This is a genomic window from Methanoculleus sp. (assembly GCF_030019085.1).
In the GTDB taxonomy this organism is placed as follows: domain Archaea; phylum Halobacteriota; class Methanomicrobia; order Methanomicrobiales; family Methanoculleaceae; genus Methanoculleus.
The window spans coordinates 68620-90818 of record NZ_JASEFJ010000005.1 but is presented as its reverse complement, the minus strand read 5'-3'; the positions used below and the strand labels follow the sequence as shown (position 1 = coordinate 90818).

Annotated in this window: 23 protein-coding genes and 2 tRNA genes; 13 read left to right on the top strand and 12 right to left on the bottom strand. The window is 57.7% G+C overall.

Annotated elements, in window-relative coordinates:
* Nucleotides 1-19 precede the first annotated feature (19 nt).
* Nucleotides 20-481, bottom strand: a complete 462-nt coding sequence (ribC, locus tag QMC91_RS04150) for a riboflavin synthase (RefSeq protein ID WP_300235737.1) — start codon at nucleotides 479-481, stop codon at nucleotides 20-22.
* Nucleotides 478-1608: an alanine--glyoxylate aminotransferase family protein gene (locus tag QMC91_RS04145; RefSeq protein WP_300235734.1), complete on the bottom strand. Its 1131-nt coding sequence runs from the start codon at nucleotides 1606-1608 to the stop codon at nucleotides 478-480. Before QMC91_RS04145 ends, ribC begins: the two co-directional genes overlap by 4 nt.
* A 134-nt stretch (nucleotides 1609-1742) precedes the next feature.
* Here QMC91_RS04145 and purE point away from each other — a divergent pair, with 134 nt between their 5' ends.
* Nucleotides 1743-2135 (top strand): 5-(carboxyamino)imidazole ribonucleotide mutase, encoded by a 393-nt coding sequence (gene purE, locus QMC91_RS04140; RefSeq protein WP_300235731.1) that lies wholly within the window; start codon nucleotides 1743-1745, stop codon nucleotides 2133-2135.
* A gap of 103 nt (nucleotides 2136-2238) precedes the next feature.
* Here the strand turns inward: purE and QMC91_RS04135 are convergent, their stop codons facing one another.
* Both QMC91_RS04135 and QMC91_RS04130 read right to left on the bottom strand, forming a co-directional pair.
* The gene (locus QMC91_RS04135; protein WP_300235728.1) at nucleotides 2239-2433 is read right to left on the bottom strand and encodes a CxxC-x17-CxxC domain-containing protein; all 195 of its coding nucleotides are present in this window, start codon (nucleotides 2431-2433) and stop codon (nucleotides 2239-2241) included.
* Nucleotides 2434-3069: 636 nt separating this feature from the next.
* Nucleotides 3070-4362, bottom strand: a complete 1293-nt coding sequence (locus QMC91_RS04130; RefSeq protein WP_300235725.1) for a response regulator — start codon at nucleotides 4360-4362, stop codon at nucleotides 3070-3072.
* Nucleotides 4363-4775: 413 nt separating this feature from the next.
* Here QMC91_RS04130 and QMC91_RS04125 point away from each other — a divergent pair, with 413 nt between their 5' ends.
* The 3 genes from QMC91_RS04125 to QMC91_RS04115 all read left to right on the top strand — a co-directional run bounded on the left by QMC91_RS04125 (nucleotide 4776) and on the right by QMC91_RS04115 (nucleotide 6871).
* The gene (locus QMC91_RS04125) at nucleotides 4776-5879 is read left to right on the top strand and encodes a DUF362 domain-containing protein (protein WP_300235722.1); all 1104 of its coding nucleotides are present in this window, start codon (nucleotides 4776-4778) and stop codon (nucleotides 5877-5879) included.
* A 2-nt stretch (nucleotides 5880-5881) separates the two neighbouring features.
* Nucleotides 5882-6451, top strand: coding sequence for a flavodoxin family protein (locus QMC91_RS04120; RefSeq protein ID WP_300235719.1), 570 nt, complete (start codon nucleotides 5882-5884; stop codon nucleotides 6449-6451).
* A gap of 72 nt (nucleotides 6452-6523) precedes the next feature.
* Nucleotides 6524-6871, top strand: a complete 348-nt coding sequence (locus QMC91_RS04115; protein ID WP_300235716.1) for a 4a-hydroxytetrahydrobiopterin dehydratase — start codon at nucleotides 6524-6526, stop codon at nucleotides 6869-6871.
* On the opposite strand, the gene trxA is transcribed toward QMC91_RS04115, so the two are convergent.
* A complete protein-coding gene (gene trxA / locus QMC91_RS04110) occupies nucleotides 6868-7284 on the bottom strand; it encodes a thioredoxin (protein ID WP_300235713.1) in 417 nt (138 codons plus the stop codon). The genes QMC91_RS04115 and trxA overlap by 4 nt on opposite strands.
* A gap of 123 nt (nucleotides 7285-7407) precedes the next feature.
* Between trxA and QMC91_RS04105 the strand changes: the two genes are divergently transcribed.
* A tRNA-Met gene (locus QMC91_RS04105) sits at nucleotides 7408-7482 on the top strand.
* 125 nt (nucleotides 7483-7607) lie between these two features.
* On the opposite strand, the gene purF is transcribed toward QMC91_RS04105, so the two are convergent.
* From purF to QMC91_RS04090, 3 genes are read right to left on the bottom strand one after another with little or no spacing between them, the layout of a single operon-like run.
* On the bottom strand, nucleotides 7608-9044 hold the full coding sequence (gene purF / locus QMC91_RS04100) for an amidophosphoribosyltransferase (RefSeq protein ID WP_300235710.1): 1437 nt from the start codon (nucleotides 9042-9044) through the stop codon (nucleotides 7608-7610).
* A 9-nt stretch (nucleotides 9045-9053) separates the two neighbouring features.
* Nucleotides 9054-9236 (bottom strand): 50S ribosomal protein L37e, encoded by a 183-nt coding sequence (locus QMC91_RS04095; RefSeq protein WP_214022822.1) that lies wholly within the window; start codon nucleotides 9234-9236, stop codon nucleotides 9054-9056.
* Between the two features lie 15 nt (nucleotides 9237-9251).
* Entirely contained in the window at nucleotides 9252-9479 is a 228-nt protein-coding gene (locus tag QMC91_RS04090) for an LSM domain-containing protein (protein ID WP_214022823.1), read from the bottom strand.
* 99 nt (nucleotides 9480-9578) lie between these two features.
* On the opposite strand from QMC91_RS04090, the gene QMC91_RS04085 reads away from it, so the two are divergent.
* The 3 genes from QMC91_RS04085 to QMC91_RS04075 are packed head-to-tail and all read left to right on the top strand — an operon-like array spanning nucleotide 9579 to nucleotide 11033.
* Nucleotides 9579-10076: an RNA-binding protein gene (locus QMC91_RS04085; protein ID WP_300235811.1), complete on the top strand. Its 498-nt coding sequence runs from the start codon at nucleotides 9579-9581 to the stop codon at nucleotides 10074-10076.
* A gap of 51 nt (nucleotides 10077-10127) precedes the next feature.
* Nucleotides 10128-10505: a cell division protein SepF gene (sepF, locus tag QMC91_RS04080; RefSeq protein WP_300235704.1), complete on the top strand. Its 378-nt coding sequence runs from the start codon at nucleotides 10128-10130 to the stop codon at nucleotides 10503-10505.
* Complete coding sequence (locus tag QMC91_RS04075) at nucleotides 10506-11033, top strand: ZPR1 zinc finger domain-containing protein (RefSeq protein ID WP_300235701.1); 528 nt, start codon at nucleotides 10506-10508, stop codon at nucleotides 11031-11033. It begins immediately after the preceding gene.
* A gap of 164 nt (nucleotides 11034-11197) precedes the next feature.
* Here QMC91_RS04075 and purM read toward each other — a convergent pair whose 3' ends face one another.
* Both purM and QMC91_RS04065 read right to left on the bottom strand, forming a co-directional pair.
* Nucleotides 11198-12190: a phosphoribosylformylglycinamidine cyclo-ligase gene (gene purM / locus QMC91_RS04070; protein WP_300235698.1), complete on the bottom strand. Its 993-nt coding sequence runs from the start codon at nucleotides 12188-12190 to the stop codon at nucleotides 11198-11200.
* A complete protein-coding gene (locus tag QMC91_RS04065) occupies nucleotides 12168-13628 on the bottom strand; it encodes an aspartate kinase (protein ID WP_300235695.1) in 1461 nt (486 codons plus the stop codon). The genes purM and QMC91_RS04065 overlap by 23 nt, the downstream gene beginning before the upstream one ends.
* A 72-nt stretch (nucleotides 13629-13700) precedes the next feature.
* Here QMC91_RS04065 and tfrA point away from each other — a divergent pair, with 72 nt between their 5' ends.
* Nucleotides 13701-15332 carry a fumarate reductase (CoM/CoB) subunit TfrA gene (gene tfrA, locus QMC91_RS04060; protein WP_300235693.1) on the top strand — a complete coding sequence of 544 codons (1632 nt, stop codon included), beginning with the start codon at nucleotides 13701-13703 and terminating at the stop codon, nucleotides 15330-15332.
* Nucleotides 15329-16792, top strand: a complete 1464-nt coding sequence (gene tfrB / locus QMC91_RS04055; protein ID WP_300235690.1) for a fumarate reductase (CoM/CoB) subunit TfrB — start codon at nucleotides 15329-15331, stop codon at nucleotides 16790-16792. The genes tfrA and tfrB overlap by 4 nt, the downstream gene beginning before the upstream one ends.
* A gap of 436 nt (nucleotides 16793-17228) precedes the next feature.
* Here the strand turns inward: tfrB and QMC91_RS04050 are convergent.
* Nucleotides 17229-17303 (bottom strand) — tRNA-Ile (locus tag QMC91_RS04050).
* Between the two features lie 105 nt (nucleotides 17304-17408).
* On the opposite strand from QMC91_RS04050, the gene QMC91_RS04045 reads away from it, so the two are divergent.
* On the top strand, nucleotides 17409-18248 hold the full coding sequence (locus tag QMC91_RS04045) for a class I SAM-dependent methyltransferase (RefSeq protein ID WP_300235687.1): 840 nt from the start codon (nucleotides 17409-17411) through the stop codon (nucleotides 18246-18248).
* A gap of 12 nt (nucleotides 18249-18260) precedes the next feature.
* Here the strand turns inward: QMC91_RS04045 and QMC91_RS04040 are convergent, their stop codons facing one another.
* Entirely contained in the window at nucleotides 18261-19262 is a 1002-nt protein-coding gene (locus QMC91_RS04040; protein WP_300235684.1) for a phosphate uptake regulator PhoU, read from the bottom strand.
* A 133-nt stretch (nucleotides 19263-19395) separates the two neighbouring features.
* On the opposite strand from QMC91_RS04040, the gene QMC91_RS04035 reads away from it, so the two are divergent.
* Together QMC91_RS04035 and pstA are read left to right on the top strand one after the other, a co-directional pair.
* Complete coding sequence (locus QMC91_RS04035) at nucleotides 19396-20259, top strand: phosphate ABC transporter substrate-binding protein (protein WP_300235681.1); 864 nt, start codon at nucleotides 19396-19398, stop codon at nucleotides 20257-20259.
* Nucleotides 20260-20297: 38 nt separating this feature from the next.
* Nucleotides 20298-22199, top strand: a complete 1902-nt coding sequence (gene pstA / locus QMC91_RS04030; RefSeq protein ID WP_300235678.1) for a phosphate ABC transporter permease PstA — start codon at nucleotides 20298-20300, stop codon at nucleotides 22197-22199.

Here is a 22199-nt window from a genome sequence, read left to right as displayed (position 1 = left end):
TGATAACTCCTCTTTTCCATCATGGACGTGCTGGCCCAACATCCTCAAACCCCTGTCGCTGACCGGTCCCGGCAAGTTTCTCGAGTTCTTTCGGGCGGAGAGCAAGCCGGACGGCGTTCACTGCATGCTCTCTCGTCCGCTGCTCCATCAGCCATGCAAGTTCCTTTGCGTCTTTTGCCTCGTCCTCATGGACGAAGACCTCGATGATGTGTTTGTTCGTCAACAGCTGGCATAGAATGAGACCCTGGGAGGCCTCGTGAGCACAGACCCTGTCCTTCTCCGCACTGCCGGGCATCCCAAGCGCCATCACCAGGTCGCACCCACGCTCCTCGATCAGTTTCTTGCAGGCCACCGGCAGGTCCTTGATCCCGGGGACGACGTATCGCTCAATCCCGACGCTTGCGTGTTTCCGGATCTCTTCTATGGCGATGCCGCCCATATCCACCCGGGCAAACGTGGTATCGGCGATCCCGATCTTCATCCGAGCAGCACCCCGGCAGCCGCTTCCACCCCATCACCTGCCTCAAACCCTGATTTTCGGAGGGCAAACTGAACGGCAGCAAGGGTTGCAAGGATCTCCTGTGCCCCGACACCGCCCATGGTGCCTATACGGAAGATCTTGCCCTTGAGATGATCCTGGCCCCCGGCGATCTCAATGCCGAACTTCTTGACCGTGCCCCGGAGATCTCTGTCCGTGACGCCTTCAGGGACCCGGAGAGCGGTGGCGGTGTTAGAGTAGGCGTGGTGTTCGTCTATCTTCGGGAAGAGCTCGACGCCCCAGCACCTTGCCGCGGCACGGACGGCGTCGGCCATCCGGCGGTGGCGGGCAATACGTGCAGGGATACCTTCCTCCTCTATCATCTTACATGCCTCAGCGAGCGCAAGGAATAGCGGGACGGCCGGGGTGTAGGGGGTCTCCATGGGGGTGGCCTTCCCGCTCTTGCGATAGGCCGCCATATCCAGATAGAACGGTCTCTTATCCGAGATGCGTTCCCACGCGCGGTCGCTCACGGCGATGGCGGCAAGACCCGCCGGGGCAGCTAAACATTTCTGCGACCCTACAACCGCGATGTCAATACCCCATTCATCCATCCTGACGTCATCGCCACCGATGGAGGTTATGCCATCCATGATAAAGAGGGCGTCGTGTTTCCGGGCGAGTCTGCCAACCTCGGGGGCGGGATTCTTGATCCCGGCGCTCGTCTCGTTGTGAACCATCGTAACAACCTCAGCACCGGCCTCAAGCTCCCCCTCGAGGGCCGTGAGGTCTAGCGGCGTCCCCCATTCTGACTCGAGAGTGGTCACGGTGCTGTAACGCTGCCCGATCTTTGCGAAACGGTCACCGAACTTACCGTTGACAAGCGAGACTATCTTTCTATCCCGCGCAAAGTTTGCAACACCAGCTTCCATCGCGGCGGTTCCAGAACCGCTGATGATGTAGAGGTCGTTTGCGGTGCCAAAGAGGTTCTTTAACACGCGGACAGTATCCGCATACGCCGCCCCGAACTCGGGGCCGCGGTGGTTGATGGCCTGCCGCGTCATTGCGGCGCGTACCCGCTGCGGGACGGGCACCGGCCCGGGGATCATAAGGAGTGGTTCTTGTTCCATGAGATATCAGTCCGTATTGTCTCGTTCTGGACAGAAGCTGTTCCTGCAAGGAACTTGGATGTGGTTTCATATCAAACTCACCACACTGGCGGTATCGACAGAGAGAAATGGATGGAAGAGTATAATGGAGAGAGATGGTTGATGTTGCGGTTATCTGCGGTTCTGCTTCGGATGCTCCCGTAGCGGAGAAGGTGATCTCAACCCTGAAGGAAAACGGTGTCTCCTACGACTACGAGGTGATCTCGGCCCACCGTGACCCCCAGAGGCTTGATGAATACCTGAAGGCGAGCACCGCCAGGGTCTTCATCGCTATCGCCGGACTCTCGGCTGCCCTGCCTGGTGTGATAGCATCAAAGACCGATCACCCGGTGGTCGGAGTACCCGTGAGCGGAAAACTACTGGGTCTTGATGCCCTCTTCTCGATCGTCCAGATGCCAAAAGGCGTCCCTGTGGCCTGCGTCGGCGTGGACAACGGTGAGAACGCCGCCCTTCTCGCGATCCGGATCCTCAAAGCCGGGCGCGCCTGAGAATATCTTTTTCAGCAGGGGCGTGGGCCCGCCATATACCATAGAGCGACGCGGTTACGGCGATCCGGGAAGGATGTTCTTATGAAAAAGGAGTGGAGCCGGTTTAGAACCGGGGCTTCCTGTGTTTCGGGAGACAGTCCCGACAGTACACAGGTCTTCCTTCGGTCGGCTTGAAGGGAACTTCGCACTCCTTCCCGCAATCCGAGCAAGTGGCTTTCGTCATTTCACGGGGCCCGCCAAAGTTCCTGGGACCGCCAAAATTTCTGTTTCCTCTGTTATAATCCATTGGATGTCTCATGCAGGTAGAAACGCTGCATGTACATATCTGAGCGGATTGTATATAATGCAGATGCACCGCCCATCAACCGTTTCGCCTACACGTCGCCCAAAAGACAGTGAGCAGGTCATGGAAACGCGAATGCCAAAGAACTTTTGGATACAGGTGACCGGAAACCACGCATACGCCGGAGAAGGGGGGACTGGTGTGGAGACACTCAAACCAGTAACGTCAGGCTGTGCCCTGGTTTGATAAGTCGCTCCAGGAACGGCCCGGGGAGGCCCTGGTCGATGAGAGAGGGTCGCCGGGTAACACGCGAGAGACAGGATGTGGGCAGGCGTGACATTCCATCCCCCCGCCCGGAGCCAAAGGGATCCGCATCATCAGGTTCCCGACGAGAAAATTTCCTGAAATCTCATCCTCCTGGATAAGGCTTGTATGGAACAATCGCCATGCGGGGCCCGCTCCCTCGAAGTGGGAGGAAAGCCGGGCTGCAAGTCCCCGCGCGCACTACCGGCAAAAGGTGGCAAGTTTACATCTCAGATTGGTGATGTGATGCCCTCCGGTTACCGCACGTAGAGAGTGGCGTTATTGCCTGTTTCAGGCGCTTTCCCGCGTTAAACGCGGTTGTGATATTCGCGGATCGAGAGACAACGCTCACCCTGTCCGCGACAGCGGTGCGTGGATCATGTCTGGGGGGCAGAGTATCTCAAACCGCGCCCCTACCCCCGGGTTCCCGGTCTCCCTGATAGTTATCCCGGTTATGCCAAGGATCTCACGCGAGAGGAAGAGGCCAAGACCGGTGTTTTTGCCGTAGGCGTAGGAGAAAATCTTCTCCTTCTCATCGACCGGAACACCAACACCATCGTCCTCGCAGACGATGATACAGGAATCTTCCCCCCGTTTCAGGCTAAAAGAGATCCTGGTGACCTTCTCCCCGTGGCGCAGCGCGTTATCGATCAGGTTTGTAAAGACCTTCTCTATGAGGGGGTCGGCGAAGACCTCCACCCCTGGCGGGATTTTGTTCTCAAGGGTGACCGTGCCAAGCGGGACGTAACTGACCGCAGCCTCCACAAGAGACCGGATCTCCTGCCAGGCGGGAGCCACTGTCCCAACCTTCTGGTACTCGGCCGTGAACTGGAGAGTGTTGTTGATCCGTTTCACCATCTCAACGGCGTTCTCAACGTGGCGCCAGGCGTTCGCCTGGTCTGTCTCACGCAGTTCCAGCGCAAGGTCGAGATGCCCCCAGAGCACCGATAACTGGTTTAAGAGGTCGTGGCGGGTGATGCTCGCCATAAGCTGGAGTTTCCTGCTGGCCTCAGCGAGCGCCTTCTCAGCACGTCGGCGGTTCAGGTTCTCCTCAGCGAGATCCTCATTGCTCTTCGAGACCTCATCGACGGCCAGGCGGAGTCGATCGTTTAAAGATCTCAACTGCGCCTGTACCTTGTGGAGCTCAGCGTTCTTCGCCACCGCGATCGTGTAGGTTGAAAGAAGGGTATTTAAGATCTGGATTTTCCCAGCTTTGATGGTGTAGGTATTGCCGTTGAAAGTTATTTCCAGTTCTTCAGCACCCTCCCGGGCACCGGTCATCCCCTGCACCCTCATTACGCCCTCGATCTGGGAGCAAACATGTTCCGGGCTCGGAGGCTTGACGATAAAACTGTCAGCACCGGCCGCAAGTCCTTTCAGCACGTCAGCAGGGTCAAATAGGACGGTGACCATTATGACAGGGAGATCCGGGTTCTGCTGCTTTATACGACGACAGAGTTCGTAACCATCAATCCCCGGCATCAGGATGTCGGTCAGAACAACATCCGGTCTCGCGGTCTCCACCTGCTTTATCGCCTCGGCACCGTTGCCCGCCACCATGACGTTGTAGCCCGCAGTCTCAAGGATCTGGCGGAGAAACTCGGCCTGCGTCCTGCTATCCTCCACCACAAGTATATTCACCGCTCTCGCCTTCCTTTCGCTTCCATAACGCCCCCCCACCCTCGCAACACCACCTACCAATTATCCAGAAAACCCTAATCCTGCCTCTGATCGGAACTGGGTGATCTTATCCACCCGCTAAGACCGAGCTCACGAATCCAGGCCATCCACCGCTGATCTCAATCTGAAATGACCTTTATCGAACTAATGCTGCATAATATTTGTGATAAAAGTTACTCCGCAATCAGGTCGTCTCGATTCGCCTTCCAGGGTTAGTGGAACCACCGTCAGCTGCAGCGTAATGATGCCGCTGATCACACCCATTCACACCCTCGCAGCAGGAGGCCCCCTGAGACTCCCGTTCTCGACAAGACACAACGCTTATCCCCGGCCTCTCCAGAACTTACCCGGAGAGACGCAGGAGTCGATAACGAATGGCAGACGTCTATTTCGCAAACCTCAGGGCACGAAGTCCCGGGGAGAGCAAGATCGAGAAGATACGCCATCTCTTCGATGCGGCCGGGTTTGACCGTGTGGTCAGGCATGATGACCTTACGGCCATCAAACTGCATTTCGGAGAGCGTGGTTGCGACACCTACCTGAACCCGCTCTTCATCAGGCAGGTGGTCGATAAGGTAAAAGAGCGAGGTGCGCAGCCCTTCATCACAGATACCGCCACACTCTACGCTGGAAGCAGGGCCGACGCAGTCAGGCACACCGTCACCGCCATCGAGCACGGTTTTGACTACGCCATCACCTCCGCGCCGGTGATCATCGCCGACGGCCTCCGTGGTGGATACTGGAGGGAGGTTCCAGTCAAAGGAAAGCACTTCAAATCTGTCAGGATTGCCGGAAACGTCCTTGACGCAGACAGTATGATCGCCCTCTCCCACGTAAAAGGCCATGACCTTGCCGGGTTTGGGGGTGCGATCAAGAACCTTGCCATGGGGTGCGCCCCGCCGTCAGGAAAAGCTGCGCAACACGCCGCCAGACCCTGCGTAGATATCGAACGGTGCATCGGTTGTGGGAGTTGCACGAAGGTCTGCCCGCAGTCAGCGATTGACCTCTCTGAGGGGGTGGCACATCTCAACCGTGAGCACTGCGTCGGTTGCGGCGACTGCATGCGGGCCTGCCCCGAGGGAGCGATCGAGTTTGACTGGATGACAGAGGTCCTGCCGTTCATCGAACGGCTTTGCGAGTACGCTCTCGGCGCCGTCTGTAGCAGACCAGGGAGGACTGGCTACATCAACTTCCTCCTCAACATCACGCCGGATTGTGACTGTGTTCCCTGGAGCGACGCACCTATTGTCCCCGATATCGGGATCCTGGCCTCCACAGACCCGGTATCGATCGACCATGCGAGCCTCGATCTCATAGACAGCCAGCAGGGGTTTTTGCATACACTGCTTGAGAGGAATCTGGCCCCGGGTGAAGACAAGTTTAAAGGTGTCCGGGACTATACAGAGGGTCGATACCAGATCGCCTACGCCACCCGAATCGGCCTCGGAGACGGGGCATACCATCTGGTCGAGGTCTGAAGATGTCAACCGGAAAAGTTGTGTTGCTCTGCGGGAGTCCCAGACGGAGGGGAAACACCGAACTCGTGCTCAGCGAGTGCGCAAATCTACTCGAACGCGAGGGGCTAAAGACCAGGATCATTACCCTTGCAGACAAACAGATCCTTTCCTGCACCGCATGCGGCCTCTGCACGGAGGGGGAATGTGCTCTCGACGATGACTTAAACGAGATCATCGAAGAGATCAGGGAGGCCGACGGCTTCATCGTGGGTGCCCCCGTCTATTTCGGCACCGCCCGCGGTGACGTCACAGCAGCCCTTCAACGGATAGGGATGGTCTCGATGGCCTCGGACTCCTTCCTCTCGCGGAAGGTCGGCGGACCTATCGCTGTGGCCAGGCGCGGCGGGCATACCGCAACGCTCCAGGAACTGTTGATGTTTTACCTGATCAACGACATGATCGTGCCCGGTTCAACATACTGGAACATGGTCTTCGGGGAAGCGCCGGGCGAGGCGCTGGCCGATGAAGAGGGGATGAGAACGGTGCGGCGATTCGCCGAGAACGTGGCTTACCTGATAAAGAGACTTCGGTGAGGTTGATCGACCCAACAGGAACGATCCCGTTGTAGAACCACCAGAAACAATCAAGTTGGGAGAATAAAGAGCATGGATCTTTCGTCTGAGGCGATCAGGCCGGATGTCGCGAACACGGCACCGCTGACCCGGCGGGAGATCACCGAACTCCTGCCCGAGGTGAGGGGCTGGTCACTCAAGGAGGGGCGCCTCACCGCCCGATTTGGATTCAAGGGGTTTGTTGAGGCCCTGGCATTCCTGAACAGGGTCGCTGAATTTGCCGCGCGGGAGAACCACTTCCCTGATCTCAGCATCCAGGAGGGGAGGTATGTTGAGGTCACCTGGTACACCCACGCCATCGGCGGACTCTCCAGGAACGACTTCATCATGGCCGCACGGCTATCGGAGCGACTACGAAACCGGCGTGCCGGGATCGTCTAATCGGAACCGAACGCACGCATAACGCGTGCTTTAATAGCCTCTTTAGGTAGAGCGCCGACCACACGGTCAACAAGTTTCCCATTAGCAAAGAAGAGCAACGTCGGTATCGCAGTTATGCCGAAACTGGACGCAATGAGCGGGTTTTCGTCGACATTGCACTTCCCGAAGGTTATCCTGCCAGCTAAATCGTGTGAGAGGTCCTCGATCACCGGCGCCACCATCCGGCAGGGACCGCACCATTCTGCCCAGACATCGATTACAAGACGGGGATGTTTACGGAGAACCTCTCCAAAGGTCGCATCGGTAATCTCAATGACACCACCAGACCTGCCGGTGAACCGCTCCTCCATCTTCCGGAGGCGCTCTTCCCGCAGGCGCTGAAGTTCATCGTCAAGCGGTCTCTCTCCTACCATACAGCGAATTTATGCCTTCACTACCTATAAATGATTGGCCATGCACTGCGTGCGTAACGGAGAGGCAGGCCTGCAAAAGGTATATAACAGCCGAGAACGAATGTGTATATCCCACAGGGACGAAGCGAGGTGGGGTAGTCAGGAAATCCCGACGGGCTCATAACCCGTAGACCGATGGTTCAAATCCATCCCTCGCTATGATCGGTTCTCCTGCGTTTCAAAAAGTTTTTTTATTCCGGCATTCTTTCACCTAAACCGGCCCCAAAAGGGAGATTTCTGTCGCACTGTTTCAAGGAGAGTACGGTTAGAGAGGGATGAGAGACCTACGCCTCTTCCTTTCCTGAACCGAATGTCGAGAGATCCGACTGAAGTGTCCCGCCCCTATAACTCACGACGCAGCGAGAGTTCTTCTCCCCATCAATCTCCACGGGGTAACACCCGGTCAGGCAACCGGTACAGAGGTCCTGCTCCCCAAACCCTGTCGCCTCCACCAGTTCCTCTAGCGGGATGTATACGAGTGATGCCGCGCCAACGCTCTCACGAACCGCATCCACCTCCCTGCCGCTTGCGATCAGTTCTGCACGGGTGGGCATATCCACCCCGAGATAGCAGGGAGCAATTATAGGCGGGGAACCAACGCGGAGATGAACCTCCTCTGCCCCCGCCTCACGGATCATGTTCACAATCCATCTGGAGGTTGTCCCGCGGACGACGCTGTCATCAACGAGGATCACACGTTTGTCCTTGAGGTTACCACGGACGGTATTGAGCTTGATCCTGACTGCTCGATCCCGCTGCTTTTGAGTCGGCATGATGAAAGTCCTGCCCATATAACGGTTCTTCATCAACCCCTCAAGGAATGGGATCCCTGATCTTTCTGCGTAACCGGCGGCATAGGCCGTCCCTGAATCAGGAACAGGAGATACCAGATCCGCATCAGTTGGTCTTGCTTCGTAGAGTTTTTGTCCGATCTGGCGCCTGACATCGTAGACCAGTTTGCCGTCCATCACCGAGTCGGCGCGGGCAAAGTAGATGTACTCGAAGATGCAGTGTGCCTTACGGTTCGCGGTAGCGATCTGGGTAGAAGATAGTCCTGACTCATCGATGCGGACGAGTTCGCCAGGGCACACGTCGCGGATGAAAGTGCCATCCAGTGCGTCGATCGCCACGCTCTCCGATGCAACGATGTAGCCCTGGTCAAGTTTACCGATACAAAGCGGTTTGATCCCGAGTGGGTCGCGAAAAGCGTAGATGGTATCATTAAGGAGCGCAACCGTGGCGTAAGACCCGCGCAACCGGCGCATGCATAGCAGGACGGCATCCTCCATGCTCTTTGACGCCCGGAGTGCGTCGGCTATGATGCTACCGATTATCTCGGTATCGGTGGTGGTGCAGAAGATCTGTCCCCGACGCTCGTAATCATCCCGGAGTTCGGTCGTATTGACCAGATTACCGTTATGGGCGATCGAGAGAGTCAGTCCGCGGTACTTGAAGTTAAAGGGCTGGACGTTCTCGGGGATCTTCGACCCGGTTGTAGGGTATCGAACGTGCCCGATTCCAGCGTTCCCCCGCAGTTCCTGCAGGGTATGCCTGTTGAAGACCTCGGCGACAAGTCCCTGCGCCTTATGCGTGTAGAGGGTTGTGCCTTCAAAAGTAGAGATCCCGGCGCTCTCCTGCCCACGGTGCTGGAGAGCGTAGAGGGCATAATACAACTGAAATGAGACACCGCCAGCATCGACGATGCCAACGATACCACACATGATACAACTCTAGTGCGTTGGTACCTTTGGTTTCTTCTCAGTCCATCTATAACTCCGGATCTTCCGGCTCCTGCCGAAACCACAGGCCGAACAGACCTTGTGACGCGCGTGGAACGAGATCTTGCCGCACCGCCTGCAGGCGATGTGGGTGTGTTTCTGCCTCTTGCCCATTGAAGGTGTGCCTTTTGACATTCTCACTCACCAGGTTTATTCGATTGATGGGGTAATGTAGATCACATTATCACCGCGGACGATCAGCGTGCCGAGTTTCTGCGTCACACCGTCCACTTCTTCTTCTGCCCTGTCCAGTACCAGATTCATGTGAACATCGTATCCCTGGAGGATCCCCCGGATCTCTCTTCCACCTTTTAGGCTGATGATGACGGGCTGACGATTCAGTACCTGATCTAAAATATCCAACGGTCTTGGCGTCATATGATTACCCTTTGCCGTCCATTCTGGAGTAATATATTTGAGTGAGGAACCTACTTAAATATAACCGCACTGGTTGCACCCAGCATGAGGTCCCGAAAGATGCCACAGATCACCGTAAAGAAACGTCATGTCATCCGGAAGTCACAGGTAGCCGAACTTATGAAGCACCTCGGCGAGGAGATCGGGGCATCCGCCGACCTCTTCAGGTCTGAACGGATCGAGCGGGTTGAAACCGATTTTCCATTCGAGATCTACCTGGTCGAGAGAAAACCGCTCCTTATGGGCACGGCAGACTGGGCCTTTCCGAGCCTTCGGGGGCTCGTCGAGCGGCCGATACCCGAGCGGAGGGTGGTGGTCGATTCCGGCGCGGTCAGGTTTATCGTTAACGGCGCGGATATCATGCGCCCGGGGATAGTCTCGGTCACCTCTGACGTCCGTGCAGGGCACCCGGTTCAGGTCGTCGATGAAAGGCACTCCAAACCGCTTGCTGTGGGGATTGCGCTCTTTGATGCAGCGGATATGGAAAAAAAGGAGAAGGGTAAATCTGTTAAAAACATCCACCACGTCGGTGACGATCTCTGGAATCTTGAGGTCTGAGAGCGATAATAATGGATACTATTAAATAAAACTCATTCCTCAATTTTTTCTATGGTTAAAAATATCTTCGACAGCATCCTCGGTAAAAGCCCGGCACGGAGTGAGGAGGACTATATGGAACTCGATCTCGCCGCCTACGAGGTATCGAGTGAAGACGAGCCGGCATCGATGTACGTCAAGATCGCCACCATATCTGACCTCAAGGACACACCCCGCGTTAAGGACGAGGTCTACAATGGAAACATCGTCATCGTCGATATGGGGCGATTGAAGATGGACAAGGTAACGTTTGAACGGGTCATAAAAGACCTGCGCGACGTGGCAAAGGACGTTAACGGCGACATTGTCGGCCTCGGCGAACAGAAGTACGTCATCATCACACCGATGTCGGTCAAGATCTCACGCGAGAAGATCGGCGGTGGCATCTGAGTGCGGGAATCATACTCTGGAACCTGTCCCGCCTGCGGAGGTGAGATCCAGATTACCCATCACCGTCTGGAGATTCCGCATTTCCCTGACCTGCTACTGGTCTCGATCGCGTGCGAGGCCTGCGGCTACCGGCATACGGACACCATCATACTGGGGGAGGGTGACCCCGTCCGCTGGACGGTGCAGGTGGAGGGGCCCGAAGATCTATCCATACGGGTAGTCAGGAGCACGACAGGAACTATCAGAATCCCGGAACTCGGCCTTACGATCGAGCCCGGTACCGCCTGCGAAGGGTTCGTCACAAACATCGAAGGTGTTCTCTCACGATTTGAACAGGCGGTGGAGGCGATCCTGGCAAGCCCGGAGAGCGAGGACGAGCAAGAGGCCGCGCTCAGGGTAAAGGAGACACTCACAGCCGCACGGGATGCGGCATTCCCGTTCACCGTCATCCTGGAGGATCCGGCTGGAAACAGCATGCTCGTCAGCGATAAGGCCAAGAAGGTTCTCCTCGAAGAAGGGGAGACCTGACCTTTTTTCCAAACCCGGCCGATCCGGTGACGCAAAGGTCACAGATGCTTTATCCGAAAGGAGTGGCGGTTTTTTCTACCGTCTGGTTGCGGTGGCCTGATTAGAAGTTGGAGAACTGCGGGCAACCATCCCCCCTGATATCCCTCAAATAAGAGAGATACCAATCACCTGATCTCCACGCCCTTCAACCGCACACCCGGTTCCTCCGTCACCTCGCCGACCACCCGGGCATCGGGGAATATAGACTGGATAGTGGCCACGCTCCCGGCAGGGGCGATGAAAGCGTAGCCCATACCCATGTTGAACGTCCGATAGATCTCGACCGTCCCGATACCACCGGCCTCCTGCAACCACTCGAATATGAGAGGGGGCTCAAGAGGGTTCGTGATCGAGAAACCATACTTTGAGAGCCGTTTCAGGTTCAGGAGACCACCCCCTGTGATGTGACACATCCCGTGGATGGTGCAGCCCTCCGTCACCTTGAGCACCCCGGCGTAGATCCTGGTAGGGGTCAGGAGGTCCTCACCCAGGGTCTTACCGTTCGGGAGACGGGTATCATAGGAGGCACATTCATCCACGATCTTCCGGGCGAGGGTCAGGCCGTTGCTGTGAATACCGCTTGAGGGGACGCCGACTATCACGTCGCCGGGAACGATCGCCTCCCCGGTTATGACCTTCCCCTTCTTCTGGACGCCAAGACCTGTCCCGGCAAGATCCAGGCCTCTCACAAGGCCCCTGAGAGTAGCGGTCTCGCCGCCGACTATGTTCATGTTAGCCTGGCGGGCACCCTCGTTCAATCCCTCACCGATCTGGGCCATCTTCTCCGGCGAAAGTGAGTCGGTCGCGATGTAATCCACGAACGCAACGGGCTCGAGGTTCATCACATAGAGATCGTTCACGTTCATCGCGACACAGTCGATCCCTACCGTCCGCCAGTCCTGCAGCGCATCAGCGACGAGCATTTTGGTACCGACACCGTCTACCGCGAGTGCAAGGACGTATGGCCCGCAGTCGATCAGCCCGGCAAAATGCCCGACCTCCCCCAGCATTGAGAACGCACCGGTTCTGCGGTAGGTGAGTTTATCGATCAGCGCCCTCACCGCCCGGGCCTCAAGGTCTATGTCGACACCGGCATCACGGTAGGTATGTTCTGGCATCTCCGAAGCCTCCATTTTGTACCTGAGGGGACGGTACAGGGACATCCTCAGTCTCATCCGAGTTTTTTGATAGGCGGAACTCGTCGTGCAGCACCCGGAGGGCGTGCTTGCCATCCCAGGCCTTCACAACGAAGGAGACGTTCACCTCACTTGAGCCCTGCGAGATCATCATTACGTTGATCCCGGCACGGCCGAGCGCGGAGAAGATCCGCCCACCTGTTCCGGGGGATCCGGCCATCCCGGCACCCACAACCGCCAGTGCAACCACATCACGGTCATGAGTGACCTCGCGCACGATCCCCTGCTTCACGATGGGGGTAAGGGCAGCGAGAGCGGCGTCGAGGTGCGACTCATCGATGATGAGGGATATGTTTGCCTCGCTTGAGCCCTGCGAGATCATCATGATGTTCACCTCCCGATCCGCGAGCGCTCCAAAGATCATCTTTGCAACCCCGGGACGGCCGATCATCTGGGCACCGTTGACATTGATCAGGGCCACCTTCTCGATCAGGGCTATGGCCTTGACCACCCGCTTCTCCTGATGCCTGTCCCGGCGGATAAGGGTGCCGGGGAGTTCTGGCCTGAAAGAGTTCTTGACCCGGATCGAGATATCCTTCTGCATCGCGGGTTCGATTGAGCGGGGGTGGAGCACCTTTGCACCGAAGTAGGAGAGCTCCATCACCTCCAGGTAAGAGATCTCGTCGAGCACCCGTGCGTCCTGGATGATACGGGGGTCAGAGGTCATCACGCCGTCGACGTCTGTCCAGATCCAGATCTCGTCAGCATCGATACCGGCGCCGATGATGGCGGCCGAGTAGTCGGAACCGCTCCGACCCAGTGTGGTGATAACACCCTGCTCCGTTGCCCCCATGAACCCCATGATAACAGGAACGCCCTCTCCGAGCAGGGGGACGACCCGGGCCCGGATCCTCTCCTCGCTCACCGGGAGAGCACGGGCATCACCGTGGTTTGCAGTCGTGACGATCCCGGCTTCAGCGCCGTCAAGAACGACTGAAGGTATGCCACGCTGCCTGATAGCAGCGCTCAAAATAGGGGCGGAGAGTCTTTCCCCGAAGGAGATGATGTAATCACGAGAGCGAGGAGTCAGTTCCTTCAGGGTATGCACCGCGGTGAGTATGTTCTGTAACCGGAACAGCAGGTCGTCGATTATCCCCGTCACTTCAATGGTGTATTCCGGGGCTGTTGCCTCCAGGAGCCTGATATGGCGCTCCCGCATCGCTGAGATGAATTCATCGATCGCTGGCGCTTCACTGCTCGTAGCTGCCTCATCGGCAGCCGCGATGATCCGGTCGGTGATACCGGAGCATGCTGACACTACTACCGCAACCTCATCTCCTGCCGCATGATGTGATTCAACTATATCTGCGACCCGCTGGATACATGCCGCTTCCCCGACAGAGGTGCCGCCAAATTTCATCAAAAGCCTCATTCTGGCTCACTTATCCCCTGCAATTACTTTATGATAGTATACAACGCATCGACTAATAAGATGCTTGTAGATGAGATTGTGGACACGCACGTGCTGGTTGTCGGGAGTGGCGGCGCTGGTATCCGGGCTGCCATCGAGGCGTCCCGCTACGGCGATGTTGTCCTGGTCTCCAAGACAATCGCCGGCAAGGGTGGGTGCACGACGATGGCAGAGGGTGGATACAACGCTGTGCTGCGCGACCAGGACTCGATTGATGTCCACCGGGAGGATACCCTGGCGGGCGGCGCATATCTCAACGATCCAGAACTCGTGGACATCCTGGTTCACGAGGCCCCTGAGCGGATGGACGACCTCATCCGCTGGGGCGCGGTCTTCGATGTAACTACCGAGTGTCAGGTTGCACAGCGGCCGTTTGGCGGACAGCGGTTTCCCAGAACGTGTTATGCCGGCGACCGGACGGGGCATGAGATCATAATGACCCTACTCGAACGTCTTGATGCAACAGATACGCACATCTACCAGGAGGTCACCGTAATCGACCTTCTAACAGACGAGAACGGTGCGGTCGCAGGGGTGATCGCCCTCGATCGTGACGGTGAGGTTGTGCTCTTCCGGGCCGACGCGACGGTGCTTGCAACCGGGGGAGGGACGCAGGTCTACGACATATCCACAAACTCCGCCGCCGGTACCGGGGACGGGTTCGCCATGGCCTACCGTGCAGGGGCGGAACTGATCGATATGGAGATGGTCCAGTTCCACCCAACAGGCGCAGTCTACCCCTACGACGCACGGGGGCGCCTTGTGACGGAGGCCGTCCGGGGAGAGGGTGGTCTCCTCATGAACGCCCGGCGTGAGCGGTTCATGAGACGATACGATCCCGAGCGAATGGAACTCTCCACCCGGGACGTGGTTGCAAGGGCTATCGCAACCGAGGTGCTGGAAGGGCGCGGGACGGCCCGCGGTGGGGTTTACCTGGACGTTACCCACCTTCCAGCAGAGACGATCGAGACCCGTCTCCCGGTGATGCTTGAACAGTTCCTCGCATTCGGCGTGGATATCAGGCGGGAACCGATGGAAGTGGCGCCCACCGCCCACCACATCATGGGCGGGCTCCGGATCACCGCCGAGTGCCGGACAACCCTGCCAGGCCTCTTTGCATGCGGGGAGGTTGCCGGCGGGGTGCACGGTGCAAACCGCCTGGGCGGGAACGCGCTTGCCGAGACACAGGTCTTCGGGAAACGTGCAGGCGAGTTCGCCGGGATGTCTGCGGCACGGAGCGGCCGGATCGATGAGGCAAGAGTCCATGATATCTTCAAGATGCTCGACGGTTTCTATGACGGGGTGGTAAAGCCGGCGGATGTTCGGAAAGACCTGAAACTCACGATGTGGAACCAGGCCGGGATCTTTCGAAACGCCGCTGACCTCCGGACTGCCCTTATGCAGGTCCGCCGTCTCTCGGATCGGCGGCTATACGCAGCATCGAGCGATAACCTTGCCGAGTGCTGTATTGTCCGGAACATGTGCACCACCGCCTCCCTGATAATCCGCTGCGCCATGTTGAGACCGGAGAGTCGTGGAGCCCACATGAGGCTGGACGCCGAGGTCGCGACCGAACCGGCGAAGTCACCGTTTGGACATACATACATCTCTCTCACCCGGGATGGGATCGAGCGACGGGAAGTGGCAGCATGAAAAAGATCAGAATAAAGGTCTCGCGTTTCAACCCCGCGGTAGACGCGGAACCGCACCTTGAGGAATATACCGTCGAGGTCAATGAGGGCGCGAGGGTGCTCCACGCTCTTCATGCCGTCCACGACGACCACGACCCGACGCTTGCCTACCGTTACTGCTGCGGGGCAGGACAGTGTGGAACATGCGCCGTCAGGGTTAACGGGGAACCCGTCCTTGCCTGCATGGAGGAGGCACGCGACGGGATGACGGTCGAACCGCTGGTGCTCCCCGTCCTTAAGGACCTGGTGATCGATATGGAACCGGTGATCGCCAAGATCGCCAGGATCTGCCCGAGACCAGACGCGGAACTCCCGCCAAAGGAGGTGATCGAGGAGATAAAACCGCTCCGGGACTGCATCGAGTGCCTCTGCTGCGTCTCTGCCTGTCCGGCGCTCCTGGTGACAGAGTTCGCCGGACCGACGGTGCTCCGTCAGGAGATGCGACTTGCCCTCGACCCCAGGGATTCCGGCGACCGGATCACCGATGCCATCAAGAAAGGGCTCTTCTACTGCACAACCTGCAAGCGCTGCGTGGAGGTCTGTCCGAAGGATATCGATACCCCCGGAAAGGCGATCGAGAAACTCCGGGAACTCGCGAACCGGCGCGGGCTGACCCTCCCGCGACACCAGGAGGTGGCCCGACTGGTGCAGGAGACGGGACGGAGCGTCGAGCGGACGAAGGTCACGTTCCTTGAGCAGGTGCCGGAGGTGATAGAGCCAGATGGACCGGTCCGCGGAGAGGTAGGGTTCTTTGTCGGCTGTATGTTCAACGGCCGGGTGCCGCAGACGGCGCTTGACGCGATGGAGGTCATGAAACGTAACGGGATCAGGGTGATCATCCCCCACGAGCAGGTCTGCTGCGGGTCGCCGCTGATCAGGACGGGACAGACATCGTTTGTGGACGACCTGAAAGAGCGGAACATCGAGGCGTTCACAAGCCGGGGGATAAAGACCGTGATGACGATCTGTGCCGGCTGCGGGGCGACGCTGAAGAACGATTACGAGACCCCGTTCGTGGTCAAAGACGTCACCGAGGTCCTGACGGATTACGGGATCGAGCCCCCGGCGAGACTCGATATACGGGCGACCTACCACGACCCCTGCCACCTCCTGCGGGGCCAGGGGATCCGCGAACAGCCGCGGGAACTCCTCCGGCAGACTGTGAGGGAGTTCGTGGAGATGCCGGCGCAGTGTTGCGGTGCCGGTGGTGGCGTCCGGTCGGGGGTGCCGGAGGAGGCGATGGCCCTCGGGGCTATGCGCGGCGAGGCGGTGAGGGCGACCGGTGCGGACGTGGTGGTGACGGTCTGCCCGTTCTGCGAGTTCCATATCGCCGACTGCACGGATGTTCCGGTGAAGAACCTGACTACGATCCTGCTTGAGGGCTACAGGAAGAAAGACGCGGAGCAGGAGCCATCCGGGTGAGCGATTCCGGGGTTCAACCCGGGTAGTTGCCACAACACAATGGTAATCGCAAAAATTCCGGCCTGTATACGATCCCCACACGGCCGGATGGAGAGTGGATGATGGTTGCTGGAAAGCCGTGCCCCGGCCAGGAGACCGGACTTTCAGAACGATTCTAACCTGAGTGTAGTCGGAAGTTCTCCCGCAAAACCCGGTCCCGGGTATACAGGATTGGAAACGGCTCCTCGGCGATTCCACACCCTGAAGAGAGGGCGGTATGAGAATTGCGGCAGATGCCTGAAGCCTTTCTACCCGTCCTCAGTAGAAGGGGGCCCTTCTTCATGCACCTACAGATTTCAGATCTCCCATGCAGGTTCTGCAAGTCCATAGACGAAGGAGTTGGACAAAAAAATGTCACAGACGGGTTTGCACCTTCAGGGAGACCCCGATCAAATAATGGGCCCGGAGGGATTTGAACCCACGACCGCTCGGTTATGAGCCGAGCGCTCTAACCAGACTAAGCTACGGGCCCGGCAATTTTCTGTATATAAACATCAGTCTGTGACGATAAATACGTTGTGCGCACCACACCGAAGGATGCGGACAGTATATACAATCGCAGAACGAGCAAAACAGTATGCACCGGATCATCGACTGGAACGAACTCTGGAAAGCAATCCACATAAGTTCACCCGAACGGCTCGCAAAGAGCCGTGATCCCGCCGCCGCCTGGGACAGACGTGCATCTGCCTACAGACGGGTCACCCGCGGTGAGAAGGAAGCAACCAGACTGGAACTCGAGATCATCAACCTCCAGGGCGGGGAGACCGTGCTTGACGTTGGTGCAGGCACAGGTAGACTTGCGGTGCCGATTGCGAGGACCGCAGTCCACGTAACAGCCCTCGACCCCTCCGAAGGCATGCTCAACGTCCTGCGCGAGCGGATGGCAGCTGAAGGACTCACGAACTACTCCTGCGTTAAGATGCGCTGGGAGGATGTCGTGATCGGGAGAGATATCGAGCCCCACGAGATCGCCATCGCGGCTTTCTCGCTCGGGTTCTACGACCTTGCTGCCGCCCTGGAAAAACTAGACGCCGCTGCAACCCGGGCGGTCTACCTCTTCTGGCACGCAGGCGAGTGGCGTGGCCCCGAGGAGATGGCACTATATCGTGCAGTCTTTGGAGAAGAAGCGATAATGAGGAAAGGCTACCCCGACTACATCTTCCCCGTAAACATCCTCCACGATGCCGGTATCTACCCGAACGTCAGGATCTATAACGCCGTCTGGGAGACCGTCTACGAATCTCCAGAAGAGGCCGCCCGAACATGGGTGGCGATGCACAACCCGGGCATGGAGGATCTCTCTCCGGTCAGGGACTACTTTGCCAGGGTGCTTTACAGAGACGAGGCCGGGAAGTATGTCGAGACAACACGAAGGCCCACAGCAGCGGTCTGGTGGGAGAAAGAGGAGAGTTAGGCGGATAGACCTTCAATCCCGGATGATCTGGTTGATGATCGCCTCAGAGATGTCGGCGGAATACTCCCCCGCCCGCCGGATGCTCTCAGCGATGTAGCCGATCGAGAGGACAACCTCGCCAGACTTTTCGTGCGCAAGGGCGCTGATACCATCCGTCATCCTGGCAAGGTCTCCAACCATCTCGATCGTCCGGTTGGCATCGACCATATCTGATGAGAAGAGAGCCCGCATGCTTGAATCCAATATGGACATTGCGGTCTCCGTGGCTGCTTTAATCCCGTTGACGACTTCACCATCGACCTCGTGCTCGATCAGAACGGGGACATGAGATGCAATCCTGACACCGTGGTCGCCGATTCGCTCAAGGCTTCTACTGACCGTATAATAACTGGATGCCCCTTCAACGGTCACGTGGAGTTTCTCCGGAAGCGTCGCGTCTCTGAACATTAGATGATACTGGCGCGAGATCAGCCACTGGAGTTTGTCCACCTCCACATCCCTTTTGATGACATCCTCCGCCAGAACGGTGTCTCGTGACTCGAGTGCGACCATAGCATCGTTATACATCGTCCCAATTATCACAAACATCCGTCTGATGCTGTTCTCAAACGGCATCTCCACCGGGTTCAGGATGTCCCGCATGAGGATGGATGAGTCGGTCTCCTCGACGATCTGCTGGCCGATGGTCATCATACTGAAGTCACGTACAGCTTTGCGGATGGCAGGGGGGAGTCTGGTGGACGCAGATATGCGGATGGCCGTATACCCGGCGATGTAGGAGCCCACAAGACACCGGAAGAGGAAAACGGGATCCCGGATAGAGTCGACCTGGAACTCCTTTTCCCTGGACTGTTTCTCCTCTGAGGGACGGGGCAGGATGAGAAGGCTTCCATCGGCCTGGACCTTCACCGGAAGGGGCTCGTTCTTCTTGATGTTCATAGACTGAACCCATTCCTTTGGAAGAGAGATGACATACGAAGACCCACCGGTTCTCTGGACCTTCCGAAACTCCATAAGAGACGTGTTTCTATAGGAGTAGAAATAATTAACTGTTGCAACAATATTGAATATACTGGTATTTATTGTATGGATTTGACTATATTTAATGTCGAAAATAACTATACCTTTTTACCATCCATTTATTATCATGACAGGAAAACGTCTGTCGGGTGTGACGGCGGTTGCTCTCGCCGGCATACTTATGGTAGTTCTGATGGCAGCCGGGTGTCTCGGCAGCCAGCCGTCCGGGTCACCGGCATCACCGTCACAACAGATCACGGTAACCGGATCGACAACGGTGCTCCCCATCGCCGAGAAAGCAAGGGAAACCTTCGAGGACAGGTATCCCTCCACCAGTGTTCTGGTGAGCGGCGGCGGTTCAAGCGTCGGTGTCAGGGCCGTGGGTGAGGGGACAGCAGATATAGGGATGTCCTCGCGTGACCTGAAGCCCGAGGAGACCGGGATGTATCCAGGTCTTGTCCTGCACCACATCGCAGATGATGCTATACTTCTAATCGTCCACCCTGAAAACAGCATCGAGAGTCTAACCCTGGACCAGGTGCGCGGCATATACAACGGCACCTACACAAACTGGAACCAGGTTGGGGGGCCAGACCTGGAGATAGTCGTCATCGGTAGAGACAGTGCATCAGGAACCCGTGAGTTCTTTGGCGAGTATGTGATGAAGAAAGAAGACTTCATCAGGTCTCAGGAAGAGTTCAACTCAAACGGCGGCATCCAGCAGAAGGTCTCCCGCACCCCCGGTGCGATAGGTTACGTGGGCCTGGGTTACACTGAAGGCGTGAAGCAGCTAAACATTGAGGTCGACGGAAACACTATAGAGCCCACACTTGAGAACATCAACAGCAAGAAGTATCCGATCACCCGGCCGCTATACATGCTGACGAACGGTGAGCCCGAAGGTGCTGTAAAAGAGTTCCTGGAGTTCATCATGAGCGAGGAAGGGCAGCAGATCGTGGCGAGCGTCGATTACATACCGCTGCAGGGGTAACCCCCCACATTTCTTTTATAACGCAACCCTGAGCGAACATGAAGAAAGAAGAAGCGGCAGCAGTTCAATCCGGCTATCCCGGGTGGTCAGGACATTTCCGGAGAGAACCTGAAGTTCCATTCGCCAGGAGAGGCCGGCACCTCACCGATCTCATCGTCGGCAAACTCCTTTTCATCGTCGCGCTGCTCGCGATCCTCATCGTCTTCTTCATCATCGGTTTCCTGCTTCGCGACGGCTACCAGATAGTTCTTGAGATCGGCCTCTGGAACTTCCTGGCCGGCATGGACTGGAACCCCGCCGGGCCGACGCCATCGTTCGGGATACTCCCGCTCATCGTCGGCACACTTCTGGTGACGGCGCTCGCGATGGCGATAGCCGTCCCGCTCAGCATGGCCACTGCCATCTACATCGCCGAGATTGCCGGTCCCCGGACGAAAGAGGTCATCAAACCGGCTGTCGAGTTGCTGGCAGGTATACCCTCGGTCGTCTACGGGTTCTTCGGGCTGATACTCCTGACAGAGTGGATCCGGATCCTCTTTGACCGACCATCCGGCTCCAGCTGGCTTGCGGGCTCGATCCTGCTTGCTATCATGGCCATCCCGACCATCACAAGCGTCGCGGAGGACGCCCTCAGTTCTGTCCCCCGGGAGTTCAGAGAGGGCAGCCTTGCACTCGGGGCAACCCGGTGGCAGACAATCAGGAGAGTCGTTGTGCCCGGCGCTCTCTCCGGGATCACTGCGGCGGTCATCCTGGGGATGGGGCGTGCCATCGGCGAGACTATGGCGGTGCTCATGGTCACAGGGAACGCCGCTATCATTCCTGAACCGATAACCAACGTCTTCTCCCCGGTGCGGACGCTCACAGGGACGCTCGGGATAGAGATGGGCGAAGTGGCGTTCGGGAGCATGCACTACCACGCGCTCTTCGGCGTAGCGGTTGTCCTGCTGGTGATCACACTCGCCGTCAACGGCCTGGCGAGGTTCATCATACACCGGATCCAGATGACCCCGGCACGTTCGAGGGCATCAGGGGCGTTCATGCAGTCCGTCCACAACCTCATACCGGTCTCCCTTCCTCGCCAGGCCAAAAGGAGGGTCATTCACCCGCGAACCACACAGAGGTTCGCGTTTCTACTGATCTCACTCGGGGTCGTGATCGTGCTTGCGGCTCTGGGGGTGATCCTGCTTGAGATCATCGTCAACGGGGCCGGGGCGATCAGTCTGGAGTTTTTGACCGCCCCACCGAGCAACCTCGGGAGAGAGGGGGGGATATTCCCCGCAATCGTCGGGACACTCTACCTGGTTGCGGGGGCGCTGGCAGTAGCGCTCCCCATCGGCATCGCGACCGCCATATACCTGATCGAGTATACGGCCGATACCCGGCTGACGCGGGGGATCCGCGCTGCGGTCGATCTGCTGAACGGAACACCATCCATCGTATTCGGGCTGTTCGGGTTTGCGTTCCTGGTCCTCTTCCTGAACTTCGGGGTCTCTCTTATCGCCGGGCAGATAACTCTGGGTCTGATGATCCTCCCCACCATAATAAGGACGACCGAAGAGTCGCTCCGGTCGATCCCAAAATCCCTCCGGGAAGGCAGTTATGCACTCGGAGCCTCGAAATGGCAGACTATCTGGCGCGTGGTGCTTCCTCCTGCACTCCCCGGCATCATTACCGGAGCGATCCTCTCGATTGGTCGCGCCGCCGGGGAGACCGCGCCCATAATGTTCACCGCGGTGGTCTTCAGCAGCAGATATCTTCCGTCATCACTCTCTGAACCGGTAATGGCGCTCCCCTACCACCTCTTCATCCTCACGACGAGCGTACCCGGAGCGGACAACCAGAAGTTCGGGACGGCCCTTGTGCTCCTGATGATGGTACTCTCGATATACCTCGTTGCAATACTCGTCCGCCGGAGATACAACCGGGCAACGGTGATGTAG

What these genes read in the sequence shown, in the direction of transcription:
- QMC91_RS04085 (WP_300235811.1), top strand. Translation starts at nt 9,579, where the DNA reads ATGCCACAGATCACCGTAAAGAAACGTCATGTCATCCGGAAGTCACAG.
- ribC (WP_300235737.1), bottom strand. Translation starts at nt 481, where the DNA reads ATGAAGATCGGGATCGCCGATACCACGTTTGCCCGGGTGGATATGGGC.
- QMC91_RS04120 (WP_300235719.1), top strand. Translation starts at nt 5,882, where the DNA reads ATGTCAACCGGAAAAGTTGTGTTGCTCTGCGGGAGTCCCAGACGGAGG.
- QMC91_RS04045 (WP_300235687.1), top strand. Translation starts at nt 17,409, where the DNA reads ATGCACCGGATCATCGACTGGAACGAACTCTGGAAAGCAATCCACATA.
- pstA (WP_300235678.1), top strand. Translation starts at nt 20,298, where the DNA reads ATGAAGAAAGAAGAAGCGGCAGCAGTTCAATCCGGCTATCCCGGGTGG.
- QMC91_RS04095 (WP_214022822.1), bottom strand. Translation starts at nt 9,236, where the DNA reads ATGTCAAAAGGCACACCTTCAATGGGCAAGAGGCAGAAACACACCCAC.
- QMC91_RS04035 (WP_300235681.1), top strand. Translation starts at nt 19,396, where the DNA reads ATGACAGGAAAACGTCTGTCGGGTGTGACGGCGGTTGCTCTCGCCGGC.
- purM (WP_300235698.1), bottom strand. Translation starts at nt 12,190, where the DNA reads ATGCCAGAACATACCTACCGTGATGCCGGTGTCGACATAGACCTTGAG.
- trxA (WP_300235713.1), bottom strand. Translation starts at nt 7,284, where the DNA reads ATGGTAGGAGAGAGACCGCTTGACGATGAACTTCAGCGCCTGCGGGAA.
- sepF (WP_300235704.1), top strand. Translation starts at nt 10,128, where the DNA reads ATGGTTAAAAATATCTTCGACAGCATCCTCGGTAAAAGCCCGGCACGG.
- QMC91_RS04125 (WP_300235722.1), top strand. Translation starts at nt 4,776, where the DNA reads ATGGCAGACGTCTATTTCGCAAACCTCAGGGCACGAAGTCCCGGGGAG.
- purE (WP_300235731.1), top strand. Translation starts at nt 1,743, where the DNA reads ATGGTTGATGTTGCGGTTATCTGCGGTTCTGCTTCGGATGCTCCCGTA.
- QMC91_RS04065 (WP_300235695.1), bottom strand. Translation starts at nt 13,628, where the DNA reads ATGAAATTTGGCGGCACCTCTGTCGGGGAAGCGGCATGTATCCAGCGG.
- tfrA (WP_300235693.1), top strand. Translation starts at nt 13,701, where the DNA reads ATGCTTGTAGATGAGATTGTGGACACGCACGTGCTGGTTGTCGGGAGT.
- QMC91_RS04115 (WP_300235716.1), top strand. Translation starts at nt 6,524, where the DNA reads ATGGATCTTTCGTCTGAGGCGATCAGGCCGGATGTCGCGAACACGGCA.
- QMC91_RS04145 (WP_300235734.1), bottom strand. Translation starts at nt 1,608, where the DNA reads ATGGAACAAGAACCACTCCTTATGATCCCCGGGCCGGTGCCCGTCCCG.
- purF (WP_300235710.1), bottom strand. Translation starts at nt 9,044, where the DNA reads ATGTGTGGTATCGTTGGCATCGTCGATGCTGGCGGTGTCTCATTTCAG.
- QMC91_RS04040 (WP_300235684.1), bottom strand. Translation starts at nt 19,262, where the DNA reads ATGGAGTTTCGGAAGGTCCAGAGAACCGGTGGGTCTTCGTATGTCATC.
- QMC91_RS04090 (WP_214022823.1), bottom strand. Translation starts at nt 9,479, where the DNA reads ATGACGCCAAGACCGTTGGATATTTTAGATCAGGTACTGAATCGTCAG.
- tfrB (WP_300235690.1), top strand. Translation starts at nt 15,329, where the DNA reads ATGAAAAAGATCAGAATAAAGGTCTCGCGTTTCAACCCCGCGGTAGAC.
- QMC91_RS04135 (WP_300235728.1), bottom strand. Translation starts at nt 2,433, where the DNA reads ATGAGACATCCAATGGATTATAACAGAGGAAACAGAAATTTTGGCGGT.